Annotated in this window: 15 protein-coding genes; 14 read left to right on the top strand and 1 reads right to left on the bottom strand. The window is 48.5% G+C overall.

Features of this window, described 5'->3' with window-relative positions; all coding sequences use genetic code 11:
- Nucleotides 1–226, top strand: a 226-nt coding sequence (locus CVT49_02530; GenBank protein ID PKK84720.1) for a hypothetical protein, incomplete at its 5' end; no start/stop codon positions are given.
- A gap of 67 nt (nt 227–293) precedes the next feature.
- On the opposite strand, the gene CVT49_02525 is transcribed toward CVT49_02530, so the two are convergent.
- A complete protein-coding gene (locus CVT49_02525; GenBank protein ID PKK84719.1) occupies nt 294–2,543 on the bottom strand; it encodes a hypothetical protein in 2,250 nt (749 codons plus the stop codon).
- A 220-nt stretch (nt 2,544–2,763) separates the two neighbouring features.
- Here CVT49_02525 and CVT49_02520 point away from each other — a divergent pair, with 220 nt between their 5' ends.
- The 13 genes from CVT49_02520 to CVT49_02460 all read left to right on the top strand — a co-directional run bounded on the left by CVT49_02520 (nt 2,764) and on the right by CVT49_02460 (nt 15,394).
- On the top strand, nt 2,764–5,670 hold the full coding sequence (locus CVT49_02520; protein PKK84718.1) for a hypothetical protein: 2,907 nt from the start codon (nt 2,764–2,766) through the stop codon (nt 5,668–5,670).
- Nucleotides 5,670–8,450, top strand: coding sequence for a hypothetical protein (locus CVT49_02515; GenBank protein PKK84717.1), 2,781 nt, complete (start codon nt 5,670–5,672; stop codon nt 8,448–8,450). The genes CVT49_02520 and CVT49_02515 overlap by 1 nt, the downstream gene beginning before the upstream one ends.
- A gap of 133 nt (nt 8,451–8,583) precedes the next feature.
- Nucleotides 8,584–9,384, top strand: a complete 801-nt coding sequence (locus CVT49_02510) for a hypothetical protein (GenBank protein PKK84716.1) — start codon at nt 8,584–8,586, stop codon at nt 9,382–9,384.
- A 3-nt stretch (nt 9,385–9,387) separates the two neighbouring features.
- Nucleotides 9,388–10,134: a tRNA pseudouridine(38-40) synthase TruA gene (locus tag CVT49_02505; protein PKK84715.1), complete on the top strand. Its 747-nt coding sequence runs from the start codon at nt 9,388–9,390 to the stop codon at nt 10,132–10,134.
- A gap of 16 nt (nt 10,135–10,150) precedes the next feature.
- Nucleotides 10,151–10,795: a fructose-6-phosphate aldolase gene (gene fsa, locus CVT49_02500; GenBank protein ID PKK84714.1), complete on the top strand. Its 645-nt coding sequence runs from the start codon at nt 10,151–10,153 to the stop codon at nt 10,793–10,795.
- A complete protein-coding gene (locus CVT49_02495; protein PKK84713.1) occupies nt 10,795–12,090 on the top strand; it encodes an adenylosuccinate lyase in 1,296 nt (431 codons plus the stop codon). The genes fsa and CVT49_02495 overlap by 1 nt, the downstream gene beginning before the upstream one ends.
- Entirely contained in the window at nt 12,087–12,731 is a 645-nt protein-coding gene (locus CVT49_02490; GenBank protein ID PKK84712.1) for a phosphatidylserine decarboxylase family protein, read from the top strand. Before CVT49_02495 ends, CVT49_02490 begins: the two co-directional genes overlap by 4 nt.
- A gap of 19 nt (nt 12,732–12,750) precedes the next feature.
- Nucleotides 12,751–13,515 (top strand): CDP-diacylglycerol--serine O-phosphatidyltransferase, encoded by a 765-nt coding sequence (gene pssA, locus CVT49_02485; GenBank protein PKK84711.1) that lies wholly within the window; start codon nt 12,751–12,753, stop codon nt 13,513–13,515.
- A complete protein-coding gene (locus tag CVT49_02480) occupies nt 13,505–13,753 on the top strand; it encodes a phosphoribosylformylglycinamidine synthase subunit PurS (protein ID PKK84710.1) in 249 nt (82 codons plus the stop codon). Before pssA ends, CVT49_02480 begins: the two co-directional genes overlap by 11 nt.
- On the top strand, nt 13,750–14,460 hold the full coding sequence (locus CVT49_02475) for a phosphoribosylformylglycinamidine synthase I (protein PKK84709.1): 711 nt from the start codon (nt 13,750–13,752) through the stop codon (nt 14,458–14,460). Before CVT49_02480 ends, CVT49_02475 begins: the two co-directional genes overlap by 4 nt.
- Nucleotides 14,426–14,713 (top strand): DUF4321 domain-containing protein, encoded by a 288-nt coding sequence (locus tag CVT49_02470; GenBank protein ID PKK84708.1) that lies wholly within the window; start codon nt 14,426–14,428, stop codon nt 14,711–14,713. Before CVT49_02475 ends, CVT49_02470 begins: the two co-directional genes overlap by 35 nt.
- Before the next feature lie 26 nt (nt 14,714–14,739).
- On the top strand, nt 14,740–14,952 hold the full coding sequence (locus tag CVT49_02465; protein PKK84707.1) for a twin-arginine translocase TatA/TatE family subunit: 213 nt from the start codon (nt 14,740–14,742) through the stop codon (nt 14,950–14,952).
- Nucleotides 14,945–15,394 carry a hypothetical protein gene (locus CVT49_02460; GenBank protein ID PKK84706.1) on the top strand — a complete coding sequence of 150 codons (450 nt, stop codon included), beginning with the start codon at nt 14,945–14,947 and terminating at the stop codon, nt 15,392–15,394. Before CVT49_02465 ends, CVT49_02460 begins: the two co-directional genes overlap by 8 nt.
- The last annotated feature ends 2 nt before the right edge of the window (nt 15,395–15,396 follow it).

Raw genomic sequence — 15,396 nt, 5'->3', positions numbered from 1 at the left:
GACGGCCCATTTCTCCTTCTCGCTGCTTCCCTTCGAACAGGATGCCGCGGAAACATGCTTTAATAACATGATGGATTGGCTGGCGGTCCAGCCGTTCATTCATGCCGGAAAGATTAATGCCGGCGGTGTTCCCAAAGTGAATATCCAGCAGCTCAGGGATATTACCAACGATCTTCACGAGAAGAAGAAACTCGGACTTCTGCGAAGCGTCGCGGATGGCGAGTAATAATTTATAGATTGAAGTTATCCGGCCGGGAATCAGAAATGATTCCCGGCTTTCTTTTTGTAATTGCTTATCGGTATCTTTCTTTCAACTGATTAAGAAGATCATTTTCGGGGAATCGTTTCGAGGCGATACTCATCAATTCTTTTGCGCGGGCAGTTTCCCCGGTCATGCTGTAGGCGTTGATCAGGTTTATATAGGCTTCGACCAGACTGGAATCCAGATCTATGGCCTGTCGGCTCATGATTATCGACTCCGGAATACGGTCCTGAATACCATATATATATCCGAGTTGATAGGCCGCCCTGGCTTTGATTCGAAGCGGCGCCGCTTCCCGGAAACGGCTGTAATTGAAATTAAGGTCATCTGTCTCGACAGCCCGGTCGGGCAGCTTCAAGGCTTCGGTTAATATTTCTTCAGCCCGGTTATACATTTTCCAATCCGAATAGATCAGACCGGCGTTCAAATATACGCGGGCGTCATCGGGCGCAGACTCCACGGCTCGCCGCAAAATCTCCTCAAAGGCCGGTCTGTTGTCGATGGCATGGTATATCCGCATCAGCATGATATATGCATCCGCAAAGTATGGTTTCATAACCTGCGCAGTTCGCGCCATTTCCTCGGCCCGGTCGTAATCCCCTTCAAGGTAATAGATCGAGGCCATGTTGATATAGGCCCGCGGATTATCCGGGGAATTCTTCATCTCCTGCATAAAATAAAACTTGGCTGAATCCCCCTGTCCCAGCCTGAGAAAAACCACGCCAAGGTTCAGGGAGGCATCGGGAAATCCGGGATTTTCATGAAGGGCCAGCCGGTAGTTTTCGGACGCCCGGTCGAGTTGGTTCTGGTACAAATAAAAGTTGGCTCGATTGAAGTATCCGCCGGCTATATCAGATTTATCGAGACCATATATGTTTGTCGCGGCGAGTAAATAGGCCGCACATCCCACCACAAAGGCAGGGATCAATTTTTTAAGAATCCTTCCGGATCCGGCTTTAAACGTTAAATATTCGACGCCGTAGGCCGCGAAAATAATTATATATGGTACCGCCGGCAGCCTGAAGCGGGCGTTTATAAAAAAGATCGCTATCAGGGCAAAATAGAGAATGATAAACAGCAGGATAAGCAGGCGCTCGCCATTCAGGAGATGATGCTGCATCATCAGCACTATGGAGAATACTGCCAGGGCAAATATAATGGCAAAATTCAGCGGATTAAATTTAAATATCGAAAAACCGCCTAAAAAGAGGTTCAGATTCCTGTTATTCGAAACCTCGGAACCATTGATGCAATAATACAGCTTCTTGATATACAGCTTTATGAGGTTGCCCGGATTTTCCATAATCCACTGTATGCCCTTATCAAACCAATAATCGGATATTTCGGAGGCGCGCATATTGCGGCCTGTTTCTGTCTCGGCCAGATAGTCGATATCCTTTATTTCCCAACTCCGGCCCAGCGGTGCCGGCATCGCCGCCGAAAGGCCGTCGGCCGCGGCATTGTTACCGATGTAAAAATTGACGCCGCCTGATGATGCTACCAGCACAAAATCATCGGCAACGATATAATTTCGTATCGTGACGGGCAGTATTATAAGAAAAGTTGCCAGGAGAAACAGCACTATTCGCTGCAGTGACGCCTTGAGCGGTCGGATGTCGACAAATATCCAGAGCATGTAAATCGGAATTAATGCAAGAATCAGCGGCCTTGTTATGGCGGCAACCCCGGTGATGATACCCACCCAGATATAGCCGCGATATTGTTTGCTGTCACCACTGACCATCAACAGCCATAGTGACAACTGAGCCAGCATTGTAAAGAAACTGTCAACCAGAAGTTCACTCTCGAAATAAACCGCGATTGGATATAAGGCATGAATCAATGCCGCGATAAGTCCCACTCTGGGCGAAAAAAGCCGGCCGGCAATCCGCCATGTCAGGAATACCGAAACCAGTCCCACCAGATGCCCGAAGATTCGGGCCGCCAGAAGTGAATGTCCAAAAATGGTATAGATGAAACCAAGGATATATATGTAAAAAGGCGCCCTGAAATAGACCTCGTCCCCCAGAATATGTCCCGAGGCGATGGCCTCCGCCCAGCGGTCATGAAAGAGTGAATCGACCAGCAGTTGTTCCCATTCGGGGCCGTAAAGATAACTGAGCAAAAATATCAGCCGGTAAATAAATCCCAGGACAAGTACGGCCAGGATAGGATGCTCTTTGAATATCTTTATAAAGCCTTTCATTCGCCTGAAGATAATCAACTTAATCAGCTTAGACAACAGATAGATTACATGCAACCGATTTCGCAAATGCATCATTTGTCATATATCTGCAAAGATTCTGATTACAATTGAATAAAGCTGTTCATAAATCATACGCGCCGAACTAATTATGTAACATATTGATAAACAATATGTTACATCGACAAGCTCAATCGCGGCTTGCAATCTGTTTCACCTTTTTTTCTCGATTTATTGAAAACCGCGGTGGGCATATCGGTTGCTCGATAGGTATTTGGTTTTATTTGAGGAGATCAAGATGTCTGTTTATTCGAAAATTATATCACTCTTCATATTCGGTATAATCCTGGCGGCTATCCCTTTTTCAGCCGTTCTCGGAGCGACCCTGTCGCCTTCCCTCGACGACATGCTTGAAAATTCCGCGGTTATGGACTCCATGGTTTCCATTATCGTTTTTGTCGATGGCGGGGCCGATGGCCGGGCGGCCAAGGCGGCTGCTATCGGCGAGACCACTCTTCGCGGGCGGCATGAGACAGTCGTAACCGGACTGAAGTCGGCGGGATACCGTGCCCTGCAAAATGTTAAGAGTGAAATTCATAGAATATTTCCCAATGCGGACATACAGGAATACTGGATTGCTCCGGCGCTCGTACTGGAGATTCCGGTTTCATTGATTCCAGCAATCGCGAATATCAATGGAGTGGAGACTATTATTGAAAACGCCGAAGTGGAATTGATTGAGCCGGTGGAATCGATTCCGGCGCCTGCCAAAACGGCCCAGATATATAATCATATTACTTCTTTGAATATCCCGGCTCTTTGGAATATCGGAATAACCGGCCGGGGGCGTTTGGTCTGCAGTTTCGACACCGGAGTCGAAGGCAGCCATCCCGCTCTTTCTTCAAAATGGCGGGGGAACACGGTTGCAAATTCGACTGCCTGGTTTGCGCCCACTTCAATCGACAGTATCCCTTTTGATAAAACCGGTCACGGGACGCACACTATGGGTCTGATGGTCGGCAGCGCCGGCGCCGACAGTTTTGGTGTTGCTCCGGCCGCCGAGTGGATCACCGCCGCCGTTATTGATCAGGGACAGGTGCTGAGCAAGACTATTTCGGATATTCTGGCGGCCTTCCAATGGGCGGCTGATCCGGACGGCAATCCTGCCACGGTCAGTGATATGCCCGATGTTATTCTCAATAGCTGGGGCATTCCGACGACTGTCCTGCCGGCATGTGACGCCACCTTTAATCAGGTCATGGATAATGTCGAAGCTGCCGGAATCGTAACTATCTTTGCCGCCGGAAATGAGGGCCCCACACCAAAGTCGCTTCGCCTGCCGGCCAACCGCGCCAGTTCGCCTCTGAATGCCTTTGCCGTCGGCGCCATCGACCAGACCACCAACGTCGTGGCCACTTTCTCCAGTCGGGGACCGTCAAGCTGTGATACCACCCAGATTAAGCCGGAAGTGGTCGCGCCCGGAGTTAATCTCTATTCATGCACCAAGGACGGCACATATACTCTCAAAACCGGAACCTCCATGGCGGCGCCGCTGATAGCCGGCATGGTGGCTTTGTTGAGGCAGTACAATCCCGATGCCACCGTGGCGGAGATTAAAAATGCCATTATTCAATCGGCCCGCGATCTGGGTACGCCCGGAGAAGACAATAATTATGGTTATGGCCTGCCCGATGCTTTCAAGGCGCTGTCTTTTATTCCCGCCCCGCCGGTTCCCGACGTTTATGTGTCCGGTAAAATTATCGGCGGTGACGGTATCGCCATGCCGGGTGAGACTTTTGACCTCTTCGTTCGCCTGGAGATTCCGGGCGGCAGCACCGACACCATGACCGCCTTTATTAGTACCGATGCCCCCGGTGTTCACATCCTGGATAATGAGGCTTTATTCTTCTTCAGCAATAAGTCAATTTATTCCGTCAATATATCACCTTTCGTCATAAAATTCGACAGTTCCCTGATACATGGGAGCGAGGTGAATTTCTCCCTCTATATGCAGTTACCTTACCAGCCCGATTTTGACACCCTTGCCCTTGGCCTGACGGTCGGGCATGAACCCAAAGGTAACATGTTCACGCATATGACATCATCGCTGGAACTGACCGTTTCAGATTTTGGTCAGTTCGGTTTCGGTCCCAATTCGATTTATCCCGCCGGCGGTGTCGGGCTGAAATTTCGGGGTTCGGAGAATCTGTTGTACGAAGCCGGGATTATAGTCGGGCGCAATTCGCTGCTGCTGTCTTCTTCGGTAAGAGACAGTTCCTGCCATGCCTATGTCTCGGACTTTGGGGCGCAGGAACAGTTGGCGACCGTGTATCCCGATTTTGACGGCGGATACAACAGCACCGCCCGGTTTACCGATAATGAATCATCCATACCGATTCCTGTAACCCTCAGTCAGTCAGTTTCCAGTTATGATGCGGCCGGCGATGATGGCTTTCTGATCGTCAAATATAACATTATTAACAACTCCAATGAAAATCTCAACGGCATCTATTTCGGTTTCCTGTGCGATGTTGACCTAAGTGAAGCCGGTGATATGACCGCCATCACGGATGACAACAGTCTTATTTATCAGTCAGGCGATAATGTTTTGGCCGGGATACAGCCTTTGACCGGATTTAACGGTCTGCGGACAATAGCCAATACCGGCGGTAAAAAAGGCCTTACCGAAGCTGAAAAGTACAATTACATAAGTTATAAGGGAATCGATGCCGACCGGGATATCCCCGGCGATTACATGACCCTGGTATCGTTCGGCCCATTCAACCTGGCGCCGGGAGCATCCAGAGAGATCGCTTTCGCGCTGGTCATGGGGGAAAGCCTGGGTGAACTTCAAGCCTATGCTTTCAGAGCCAAAGAAAAATATAACATTATGACCGATATTATCATTCAGAACCGGATTCTTCCCAGAGATTTCACCCTGCATCAGAATTACCCCAATCCTTTCAATCCTGTTACAGGCATAAGATTCGATATCGACCGAGCCACGCAGGTTGAATTGAGCGTATTTAATACCCTGGGCCAGAAAGTGATCACTCTTTTCGATGACCATGCCGCAGCCGGTTCTTATGAAGTCGTCTGGGACGGTACTAATAGAACTGGACAAGAAGTGGCCTCAGGCTTATATTTCTATAAGCTGACTACTGCCGAATCCTCTGAAACCAGAAAAATGCTCCTTGTGAAATAATGACAATCGATGTCCGGCAGGTTAGGAACATGAAAATTACTTTCCAATACAAAATATTCTTTGCCCTGGCGGTATCAATCCTTGTGTTGGGGAATAGTGCATCGCCGGCGGTGCTATCCGATGATGCCCGCCGGAAAATGGAAGATTCCGGACAGTTTGAGAATTATGCCGAGCTTTTAATTGAATCCAAAATCGACGGGGTCAATGCCCCTGTTACAGCCAAAACTTCGTCCACATTGTCATCCTCCACCGACAACGTCGATACTCTGACGGTTCTGGTCCTGCTGGTTGACTTCAGCGACAAGCCTTATACCGGAGACAAGGTTGCCGCCGAGGCCGCCAATTTCGAAGACATTTTGTTTTCAACCGGCGGCGTTAATCCGACCGGCTCGATGACCGAATATTATCTGGAAAACTCTTACGGGAAATTCCTGATAAAGGGCGATGTCCGCGGCTGGTACCGTATGCCCCAGCTTTATTCCTATTATGTCAATGAGCAGGGTGGTATCGGCACGATCTTTCCGCATAATTCCCGTGGGTTGACTTATGATGCAATCGATATCGCTGACCAGCTCGGAGTCGATTTTTCAATTTATGATACTTATGGCAATAACGGGCCCGACGGCGAAATCGACGGACTGCTGATTGTCCATGCCGGACCCGGCGGCGAGCGCACCGGTGACCTCAGTGATATGTATTCTCACAAGTGGGATCTTGGTACATTTTATCAATATCTCGATGGAATTCTCGTGGATAATTATACCATCCAGCCGGAAGAATATGTTTTATCCACGGTGACGTCAATAATCTCACCGATCGGCGTTTTCTGCCATGAATTCGGGCATGTCATTGGTCTGCCTGATCTTTATGATGTGGATTATGACCCGGCTTCATCATCGGGCATAGGCAATTGGTCGCTGATGGCGACCGGAATTTATCTGGGCGATTCGAAAAAACCGGCCCATCTGGATGCCTGGTGCAAGGCTCATGCGGGATTTCTGGACCCGATCGAAGTCTATGAAAATATGATAGATGTGGAATTCCCGCGGGTTGAAACGGAGCCGGTTGTTTATCGGCTGTGGAAGAATGGTACCTACGGACTGGAATATTTCCTTGTCGAAAACAGGGGAAAGATCGGATTCGATACGCTGCTTCCGGGTGAGGGCCTGATTATTTACCATGTCGATGACGGCGCCACTTATAATAATATCAATGTTTATCGGTACCATGTAGCCGTTGAGCAGGCCGATGGGCTCTTCCAGCTGGAATATGCAAATAACAATAAAGGCGACGCCGGCGATCCCTGGCCCGGTTTGTCCGATAAAAGATCATTCGACGATCTGTCATTGCCCAACAGCAAGGGCTACGGAAATGTTGTGACCCGGACCTCGGTCTGGAATATCTCCGAACCCGGCCCTCTTATGACGGCGAATCTTGATATTGAATGGTCCCGTTGCAATATGGGGCTTGATTATTGCACCTTCATGGATGAAAACGGCAATGGATATCTGGAGGCGGGGGAGAGGATCGAGGCCTATTTCGGTATTATGAATTACTGGGTGGATGCGCTTGACGTTTCCATCGAAATGACATCGAAAATCCCCGGCATAGTATTCAGCGTCCCAACCATAGAAATAGGGGTAATGCCGGGTGACGGATGTCTGGTTGATAATTTAAGCAATCCGATCATCTTTTATCTGCCGGATACACTTACTCCGGTCTATGATTCATTTTTTATCTCAATCGAAGCCAACGGCGGGGCCTTCACGGCGCTGTTTGGGATTGAACAACGGGTCGGAAGACCGCAAATTTTGATTGTTGATGACGACCGTGGGGCGGCCTATGACAGCCTCTATGTCAATGATCTTTACCGGAAGTTGATCCCGGCCGAAGTTTGGCACAAGGACTCGCAGGGATCCCCATCCGTAGCTGAACTCAGTCGATTCAACATGGTTTTCTGGTTTACCGGCGACACCTGCTTTACCGGTCAGAACTATTTGTCATCATCAGATATCAGTAATATCAGTCAGTATCTCGATAACGGCGGCAACCTGTTCCTGAACGGGCAGGGTTTGTCAAGGCAACTGCAGACACAAAATCCTGGTTTCCTGGCCGATTTTCTGCATGCCGAGTATGCCGGGCCGCTTTTTTCACCATATCTTGATGGAATCGCGGGATCGCCGATCGGCAATGAGCTGGCGCTTCGGTTTATAAGCTCGTCAAATATGCAATATCTGTGGGGGGACAAAATTATTCCTCTTAATGGAGCCGTTCCCGCTTTTAGCTATAAATTCTATCCCGACGGATACACCGGCTTGAGTTTTTCGGACAGATATCGACTTGTCTTTCTGGATTTTTGCTATGAGTCCATTGATAATAATTCCTCCAAATATGACAAGCGCGACACTTTGCTTTTTAATATTCTCAATTTCTTCGGGGATATTATGACCGAAGTGGCCGACGATACCGAGTATAATTTACTGCCGGAAGTTTTTTCGCTCGAACAAAATTTCCCCAATCCTTTTAATCCGGCCACTCAAATAAAATATACCTTGAAAAATACGCCGGGTGAGTCGACGGCGCAAATCAAGCTTCAAATCTTCAATATACTCGGCCAAGAAATCCGAACGCTGGTCGATGAGAAACAGCCCCCCGGATCCTACACGGTCGAGTGGGATGGTCTGGATAGTCAGGGCCGCCGGGCCGGAAGCGGGCTCTATTTCTATCGCCTTAAACGGGGTCATGAGTCAATATCGAAAAAAATGATTCTTCTCAAATAAAACCACGATTCAATCAGCCCAAAGAAGAATCGTTGGGCCGCCTGTCACAGGCGGCCTTTCTTTATCTCAAAAGTTACATTGACACCGACGGCCAAACCGGTTAGATTCTTTGTTTTAGAGGAGAATATAACAAATGACGGCGCGCTTTATTTTGGGGCAATATCGACCCTCCGATTCCTTCGGCCACAGGCTGGATCCAAGGGGAAAAATTCTTTTCGCCGTCTTTTTGATGACCCTGTCTATTTTTACATCGTCGGCGTTCTTTTATCTTACTGTCATGACAGGCATAATTTTACTATTAATGATCTCAAGTATTCCTTTAAGTGTTATTGTGAAGAACGGCCGCCCTTTTGTTATCCTGGTTGCTTTTACCGCAGCCTATCATCTTATTTTTTCGGCGCGAGATACCAGGACCGTTGTTGATCTGCTGGGGATTCGCCTGACCGAAGGGGGCCTTTATATGGCGGCCTCCTTTTCTTTGAGACTTCTGGTGTTTGTCGGGGTGGCTTTCTTTGTATCGCTGACGACACTTCCGTCGGATATGGCCGAGGCGCTGGTCGGCTGGATGAAGCCGCTCAATAAAATCGGTGTTCCGGTGACCGATATCGGATTAATTGTCTTTATTGCCATGAAGTTCATTCCAGTGCTGGCCGAAGAGTTCGACACTATTCGCAAGGCGCAAATTGTCCGGGGTGTTGATTTTTCCGGCGGCCTGATAAAAAAAACCAGGAAGATGGTTTTCCTGCTGATTCCCGTTTTTCAGTCGGCCATAAGACGGGCCGATGATCTTGCCGTGGCCATCGAATCCCGCGGTTATATCAGCGGGGTGGAAAGAAGCCGCTATAATAAATTTCATTGGCGATTGCCGGACCTTTACTTCATTTGTTCGGGGACGGCTGCCGTAATAGCCTTATATGTAATTACCGGAGCATAAGATTTGGCGCTTAAAAATATCAGGCTTGATATCGAATATGACGGAACCGATTACTCCGGCTGGCAGGTGCAGAATAATGCCGTCACAATCCAGGGTAAAATCGAAGAGGCCATTGAAAAGGTAACCGGGCAAAAGGCCGCGCTGCACGCGGCCGGGCGAACCGATGCCGGTGTCCATGCCCTTGGCCAGGTGGCTAATTTCCGGATCGATCATTACCTCCCGCCGGAAAAATACCGCGATGCCATCAATTATTATCTGCCGGAGACGATTTTAATCACCGGCTCGACCGAAGTCCCCGATGATTTTCACGCCCGCAAATCGGCCAGATCGCGGCATTACCGGTATATGATAGGACTCCAGAAATCAGCCTTGTATTTTAATCACCGCTGGGAATATCCTTTTCCGCTGAACATGGACCGGATGAATGAAGTGGCCGACTTTATAAAAGGGGTCCACGATTTCTCGGCCTTTTGTGTCGTTTCATCGCAAAAAGAAAATAATGATTGTGAGATCAAATACAGCGAATGGAGAATGGCCGGTTCTCTTCTTATCTATGAGATTGTTGCCAACCGCTTTCTGCATTCAATGGTCCGCTCGCTGGTCGGCTCGATGGTTGAGGCCGGGCGCGAGGGCGAGAAGGATTACTTGACTTTGAATCAGTTTAAAGATATTTTGAAGTCCTGCGACCACACTCTGATAAAAAATGTTGCCCCTGCCAGAGGGCTTTATCTGGTCGCTGTTGAGTATTAAAAAAAGAGGTGTTTTAATGAAGATATTTATTGATACGGCAAATCTGGAAGAAATCAAAAAGGCCGAGGCGATGGGTATTCTGGATGGAGTCACCACCAACCCGAGCCTTCTGGCCAAAGAAAATATGCCCTTCAGGGAACTCCTGGCCGAAATTTGCAGGATTGTTGACGGTCCGATTTCTGCGGAAGTGGTCGCACTTGATGCCGCCGGGATGTTGAAGGAAGCCGAAGCACTGGCCCAAATAGGAAAAAATATTACTATTAAAGTTCCCTGCACGACCCAGGGACTGGTTGCCATAAAAGCCTTGTCCGAAAAAGGCATCATGACCAATGCCACGCTCTGTTTCTCACCGATGCAGGCACTCTTGGTGGCAAAGGCAGGGGCGACGTTTGTGTCGCCGTTCGTCGGCCGGCTTGATGATGTCTCCACGCCCGGGATGGAGTTGATCAGCCAGATTGTGACCATTTATGGCAACTATGGTTATGACACCGAGGTGCTGGTGGCTTCGATCAGGAACCCGATGCATGTTGTCGATGCCGCCCTTATGGGGGCCGATGTTGCGACCATTCCATTCAAGGTTATTGATCAATTGATGAAACACCCGTTGACCGATATTGGCCTTCAGAAATTCCTGGCCGATTGGGAAAAGGTTAAGAAGTAATGATTGCCCGCTATACTCTCCCCGAAATGGGGGCGCTTTGGTCGGATGAAGCCAAATACCGACATTGGCTTATGGTAGAAATTGCGGTATGCAGGGCTATGGCCGAAATGGGCATGATTCCGCAAAAGGCCTTGAAGAATATTATTAAAAAGGCTGACTTCAATATTGATCGGATAAATGAAGTCGAAGCCGTCACCAATCATGATGTCATTGCCTTTCTAACCTCAGTCTCCGAATTTGTCGGCCCGGATGCTAAATATATCCATTATGGCATGACGTCATCCGATATGCTCGATACCGCCCTTTCGTTGCAGATGAAACTGGCGGCCCTCCTGATCGATAAAAAACTGGTGACCGCTCTGGCGAAAATCAAAAAACTGGCCATGAAATATAAAATGACGCCGATCATCGGGCGCACGCATGGAGTCGCCGCCGAACCGACCACCCTTGGCCTGAAGTTTTCGGTGTGGTACACCGAACTGGAGCGGGGGAGAGAGCGATTTAAAGTTGCCGCCGAGAATGCCGCCGTGGGGGCGATCTCGGGCGCGGTCGGCAATTTTGCCAATATCGATCCGCGCATCGAGGCCCGTGTTTGCAAGCTGCTGGGTTTGCAGGTGGATAAGGTTTCGACGCAGGTTATCCAGCGCGATCGCCACGCCGAATATATTACCGCCATGGCCATTCTGATGTCTTCGGTGGAAAAATTCGGGACCGAAATCAGAAATTTGCATCGGACCGAAATCGGTGAAATCCAGGAAGGATTCGCCAAAGGGCAAAAAGGTTCATCGGCGATGCCGCACAAGAAAAACCCGATCACGTCCGAAAGATTATCGGGCATTGCGCGGCTTATCCGCGGCTATTCGATAACGGCGATGGAAAATGTTCCCCTCTGGCACGAGCGCGATATCGCCCACAGTTCGGCCGAGAGAGTAATAATACCGGATAGCACCATTCTGACCGATTACGGATTGAAACTTCTTAATGATATTCTGGACCGTCTGGCCATAAACCCGAAAAGAATGATGGAAAACATTAATATTTATGGCGGCATTGTCTTTTCGCAAAGGCTGCTGCTTAAATTAACCGACGCTCTGGGCGACCGCGATAAGGCCTATCGCATGGTCCAGCGCGCCGCTATGGAAGCTTATCAGGGTGGTCCCGGATTTAAGGAACTGGTCATGAAGGATAAGGACATTACAAGTATTCTATCTGCAAAAGAAATCGAAGAATCATTCGAACTTGATTATTATTTTAAAAACGTGGATAAAATTTTCAAGCGGGTATTTGGCAAATGATAGCGGCTCCGGGAATCAAATTCATCCTGATCGGCTTTGTCCTGGCCATTGCCTGCAGCCTCTGGTCGGCTTACCGGGATTCGCTGGGATTTTCCGTTGCCGGGGCCATTTTGGCGGTTTTGGCTCTGTTTCTTGTGTATTTCTACCGGAATCCGGTCAGGGTCATCCCGGCGGAGCCGGGACTGATATTATCTTCCGCTGATGGCCGCGTGTTATCGATTGAGGAGATAAAAAATGATTATATAGGAGGTTCCGGCAAAAAAGTATCGATTTTTATGTCGGTCATGGACCCGCATTTAAATCGAATTCCCGTAGCCGGCCGTCTGGATTACGTTAAATATATACCGGGTAAATTTCTTAAGGCTTTTCTCGATAAGGCCTCGGAGGAAAATGAGCATACCGAAATCGGCCTTGAATTCGAGGGCGGAAGGATCATTTTCAAGCAAATCGCAGGCATTCTGGCCCGGAGAATAGAATGCCCGGTCAAACCCGGTCAAAAAGTTACAGCCGGCGAAATATATGGTATGATTCATTTCGGCTCACGGGCCGAGATATTTCTTCCGAATAATATTGAAGTGGGAGTGAAAACGGGAGACAGGGTAAAAGCAGGTGTTTCCATAATCGGCCGACTAAAGAGTTGAACATTATGTGGGATTATATATGCAAGTAAGCAGTTTTAAGGGAGTTGTTCCCAGTACATTTACCATGGGCAATGCCGTCTGTGGTTTTCTGGCGATATTATCGGTTTTTGAGGGCGAAGTTACAACCGCCTGCTGGCTGATTGTGCTGGCCGGCTTCCTCGATATCCTTGATGGCAAAATCGCCCGTCTTTCGGGGACCGTCTCCGATTTTGGTGTCGAGCTGGATTCACTGGCCGACTTTCTCTCGTTCGGTGTCGCTCCCGCCGTTATCATGTATGTCGTCAAACTTAGTTCTATGGGCAAATGGGGCTGGGCTATCAGCATTGTATATATAATGGCGGCCAGTTACCGGCTGGCGCGATTTAATCTGCTGGCCCAGACTGATGAAAAAAAGGAGTTCCTGGGATTGCCGACGCCGGGCGCGGCGATGCTGCTGGTCGGATATGTTATTTTCAGTTATCATCTCTGGGGGCAACTCGAATACAGCCAGTATCTGGTTTCAATGGTGATTCTGGTCGCGGCCCTGATGGTCTCACAAATTGAATATGACGCCATGCCGGACAATTTTAACAACCGCAAAAATCGCATAAAGCTGCTTTTTATGATTGGCGCGGCCCTGGCGGCACTTATACAGCCAAGACTTTTATTATTTCCTATCTTTGCTGTTTATATTATAATTGGTCTTGTTAGGGAAATGTATCGGTTTTTTTATCTCGGTGTCGGGCTGGTACGAAAACACCAGTCTCGTGATAACCGAAAGCTGGAGAACGGTGATGAGCAATAGAAAAGCAGTTGTTTATGTTCGGCTAAAAGACGGTGTTCTTGATCCGCAGGGAGTAACAATTCAGCGCGCGATTTCGAACATGGGTTATGATATGGTCAAGTCGGTTCGTTCCGGGCGTTTTTTTGAACTGGAAGTCGAGGCCGGCGATGGCAAAATCGAAAATAAAATTGAGGAAATCTGCGGCAAGCTTCTGGCCAATCCGGTCATAGAGAATTATCAAGTGGAGTTTGAAAAATGAAATTCGGCGTCGTGACTTTCCCGGGCTCAAATTGCGATTATGATGCCTATTCGGCCGCCCGGCTGATCGGTGAGGATGTTGAATTTCTGTGGCATCAGTCCGACGACCTGAACGGGTCCGATGTGATCATTCTCCCCGGAGGATTTTCATACGGCGATTATCTCAGGTCGGGGGCGATTGCGCGCTTCTCGCCGATTATGAAATCGGTCATGAAGTTCGCGCAGGAAGGCGGATTGGTTATCGGTATTTGCAACGGCTTTCAGGTCCTGGTCGAATCGGGTCTTTTGCCGGGGGCTCTGATGCGCAACGAGCATCTGCGGTTTTCCTGCAAATTCGTATATCTCAGGGTCGAACATACGGCCGGTCCTTTTACCAATGAATGCCGGCCCGGCGAAATATTGAAGATCCCGATTGCGCATAAGGATGGAAATTATTATAATTTCCAGGGCGATCTTGAGAAACTGAAAGCAAACAATCAGATTTTATTTCGATATTGCGACAAGGATGGCAATATTAACCCCGAAAGTAATCCGAATGGTTCGATGTATAATATCGGCGGGATCACCAACGAAAAAGGAAATGTTGTGGGAATGATGCCTCACCCCGAACGGGCTGTCGAGGATATCCTGGGCTCCTCGGACGGGCTGAAAATTTTCCTTTCAATGAGAAAATATATCATGGAAAGGGTTGGAGTTGAAAAACCGTGAAATAACCTTTATCATAGTCGCCCTGCTGCTGGGAGCCATTCTTGGCGGGTTCGTGGGCGAAGTTATCGGGTCCTTTCTCCCTCCCGGCGCCGCCAAGACGCTGTTCTCAAAATCCCTGCGAATCGGTTTTGAGCCGACTCGGGTAGAGTTGTATTCCATATCTTTTACAGTGGGATTGATGTTCAAAATAAACTTTATGTCTGTTTTGGGCGTATTATTGGTTATAATATACTTTAGATGGTGGTATATTTAGGAAAACATTTAGCGGGGAGATAAAGTATGTTCGGCATGGGACCGTGGGAATTGGCGCTGATATTCCTGGTGATTTTGTTGCTTTTCGGTGCCAAAAGATTGCCCGATATTGCTCAGGGTCTGGGCAAGGGTATTCGCGAATTCAAAAGCGCGTTAAAGGATACCCAGAGCGAAATTAAATCCGGTACGAAAGAAGCTGACAAGAAAGAAAACAATTCCGGCGAAAAGAAAGATGGCTAGATTTACAGAAGCAGATTTCAATAAAATTACCAAAGTCCTTGAACCCGAAAAGACCGGTTTCGACAAGGATCATTTTCGGATGAAAATCTCCAATAAATCGGAGAAGAGGGTTCTTGTACTTGAAATATTCCCGGAAATACTTCTGGGCACGTTCAGGGGAATGCTGGTGGTCGTTTACACGGGTAACTCCCACCTTCAAATTCACAATTGCTCCGGGTATGTCGTCTCCGAGGAATTGGGGGAAGTCACTTTTATCTGCGAGGCAAAGGACCTATTGTCGGGGCTGGTTGTGGAAAAAGGCGCTTCCTGCTCATTGTATGCCGGGATCGATCGCCAATTGATATCAAGCGATTTCACCCAGCTTGGTGTGGAAGTTATGCTTTCCGGCGTGGCTCTGTCTCTGGCCGAAGAAATCATCAATCCGGATAAGAAGGATTCGTGATC

It is taken from the genome of candidate division Zixibacteria bacterium HGW-Zixibacteria-1, from assembly GCA_002838945.1.
Classification (GTDB): Bacteria; Zixibacteria; MSB-5A5; order GN15; family PGXB01; genus PGXB01.
Note: the sequence above shows the minus strand (reverse complement) of the source record. Positions and strands in the feature narration are given on the sequence as shown.

Bases quoted from the DNA above. Each gene is read 5' to 3' on its own strand.
- CVT49_02495 (PKK84713.1), top strand. From the start codon at position 10,795: ATGATTGCCCGCTATACTCTCCCCGAAATGGGGGCGCTTTGGTCGGAT.
- CVT49_02520 (PKK84718.1), top strand. From the start codon at position 2,764: ATGTCTGTTTATTCGAAAATTATATCACTCTTCATATTCGGTATAATC.
- CVT49_02515 (PKK84717.1), top strand. From the start codon at position 5,670: ATGACAATCGATGTCCGGCAGGTTAGGAACATGAAAATTACTTTCCAA.
- fsa (PKK84714.1), top strand. From the start codon at position 10,151: ATGAAGATATTTATTGATACGGCAAATCTGGAAGAAATCAAAAAGGCC.
- pssA (PKK84711.1), top strand. From the start codon at position 12,751: ATGCAAGTAAGCAGTTTTAAGGGAGTTGTTCCCAGTACATTTACCATG.
- CVT49_02480 (PKK84710.1), top strand. From the start codon at position 13,505: ATGAGCAATAGAAAAGCAGTTGTTTATGTTCGGCTAAAAGACGGTGTT.
- CVT49_02460 (PKK84706.1), top strand. From the start codon at position 14,945: ATGGCTAGATTTACAGAAGCAGATTTCAATAAAATTACCAAAGTCCTT.
- CVT49_02465 (PKK84707.1), top strand. From the start codon at position 14,740: ATGTTCGGCATGGGACCGTGGGAATTGGCGCTGATATTCCTGGTGATT.
- CVT49_02525 (PKK84719.1), bottom strand. From the start codon at position 2,543: ATGATGCATTTGCGAAATCGGTTGCATGTAATCTATCTGTTGTCTAAG.
- CVT49_02490 (PKK84712.1), top strand. From the start codon at position 12,087: ATGATAGCGGCTCCGGGAATCAAATTCATCCTGATCGGCTTTGTCCTG.
- CVT49_02475 (PKK84709.1), top strand. From the start codon at position 13,750: ATGAAATTCGGCGTCGTGACTTTCCCGGGCTCAAATTGCGATTATGAT.
- CVT49_02510 (PKK84716.1), top strand. From the start codon at position 8,584: ATGACGGCGCGCTTTATTTTGGGGCAATATCGACCCTCCGATTCCTTC.